Here is a 1,696-nt window from a genome sequence, read left to right on the forward strand (position 1 = left end):
AACGTTCCATTATCATGCGGTATATGCTTCTGGTTACGCATTACCCTCTAGCTGTGAGACATAACAATTCGGGAGTACCTCAGCTTGTGAGCCGTTGATATCCATCTCGTTATGCCCCTTTGGGTGGGAACTTCGCTTGAACCCTAGCTGATCGGAAGGTTACGGAACCTTCACTCCTTTGAGCGCCTTCTTCGGTCGCCCAGATAGTTTTATTATGACGTATTCTGAGCGCCTTCATCCATGGGTGATCATGCGGCTATTACCCAAGATGCAGCGAGTCGTTGTTGGTCGGTTCCGCAACCGGTCTGATGCCGACGGTCATTTAAAAGCTCTTAAACGGCTGATGCCGGATGCTAAATTTGTGATTGTTTTTGATGTCGGTAATCGGGTGGATGAGGAATCGTTGGATGAGGAATCGTAGGGTTGTACTTTAGGCAATAGGCATGCTAGCAATGGGCAATAGGGTACTGGGATATATAGCAGAAGTCAGAAGTCAGAAGTCAGAAGTCAGAAGTAAAACTATTGCTATACTTAGCTTTGAGACTTTTGTCATGTCCTAACTGCCCTGGCGACTGCTATATCGCATTTTCATTTGAGATGTAAAACCCGATTCCCGATTCCCGATTCCCGATTCCCGATTCCCGATTCCCTACTCCCTAATCTTCCAAAGTTATTACAACTTTACCTCGGGCGTGTCCTTGTTCAAGATATCTGATAGCTTCAGGCACTTTACTTAAGCTGTATCTTCTATCGATAACAGCTGCTATTTTGCCGGTTTCAAGAAGCTCCTTGATAAACACTAAATCCTTCTGGTTTGGTTCCATAAACAGGGACACAATTTTCTTACTCCCGGTCATGTAAATCCATGGTCCTAGGAACATAAGTTGGAAAAGTTGTGCCATGGAACCTCCGACAAAGACATAAATTCCGTTGGGAGTTAATATATTCTTGTAATCCAAAATGGAACGATAGGCGGCAGCATCAAGAATTAGGTCATAATGCTGGCCATTTTTGGTAAAATCTTCTTTAGTGTAATCAATAACATGGTCTGCACCAATGGAGCGCACCATGTCTAAATTCCTGGTGCTGCACACCCCAGTCACTTCGGCTCCGAAGGATTTGGCAATCTGCACGGCAAAGGTACCCACACCACCAGAGGCACCATTAATCAAAATCTTTTGCCCTGGCTGAATCTGTCCTTGCTTCTGAAGACCTTGCAGGGCGGTGAGTGCGGCTACAGGTACTGCTGCCACTTCCTCGAAGGTGATATTGGCTGGTTTCAACAGTAATGCACTTTCCGGAGCACATACATACTCCGCAAAACCCCCGAAACCATGGTCGGATAGGTTCCCGAATACTTCATCACCTGGCTTAAACTGCTTTACGTTTTTGCCAACGGCTTCAACTCGCCCTGCTATGTCTGCTCCCAATATCTGGTTTTTTGGTTTTAGAAGCCCAAAGCCCATGAGGCGGATCAAGAAGGGTTTTCCTCTGAGTAAATGCCAATCACCTGCATTGGCGGATGCGCTATGAATTTTTACTAATACTTCATCCTCCTTAGGGATGGTTTTTTCTATTTCTTGGAGCTGAAGAACATCCGGTGATCCGTATTTTGTGTATAGAATGGCTTTCATAAGTATTCCGGCTAATCTTATTATTATTTATAGCGTTTTTTATATTTAGCTATCAGCTATCA

General features: G+C 44.7%; 3 protein-coding genes. 2 read left to right on the top strand and 1 reads right to left on the bottom strand.

Features of this window, described 5'->3' with window-relative positions; genetic code table 11:
- Nucleotides 1–214 precede the first annotated feature (214 nt).
- Both F6K37_RS41205 and F6K37_RS41210 read left to right on the top strand, forming a co-directional pair.
- A complete protein-coding gene (locus F6K37_RS41205) occupies nucleotides 215–421 on the top strand; it encodes a glycosyltransferase family protein (protein WP_287257058.1) in 207 nt (68 codons plus the stop codon).
- Nucleotides 422–592: 171 nt separating this feature from the next.
- Nucleotides 593–715, top strand: coding sequence for a hypothetical protein (locus F6K37_RS41210; protein ID WP_287257059.1), 123 nt, complete (start codon nucleotides 593–595; stop codon nucleotides 713–715).
- Here the strand turns inward: F6K37_RS41210 and F6K37_RS41215 are convergent.
- On the bottom strand, nucleotides 657–1,634 hold the full coding sequence (locus F6K37_RS41215; RefSeq protein WP_287257060.1) for an NAD(P)-dependent alcohol dehydrogenase: 978 nt from the start codon (nucleotides 1,632–1,634) through the stop codon (nucleotides 657–659). The genes F6K37_RS41210 and F6K37_RS41215 overlap by 59 nt on opposite strands.
- Between the last annotated feature and the right edge of the window lie 62 nt (nucleotides 1,635–1,696).

This window comes from Moorena sp. SIO4E2 (assembly GCF_010671945.1).
Classification (GTDB): Bacteria; Cyanobacteriota; Cyanobacteriia; order Cyanobacteriales; family Coleofasciculaceae; genus Moorena; species Moorena producens.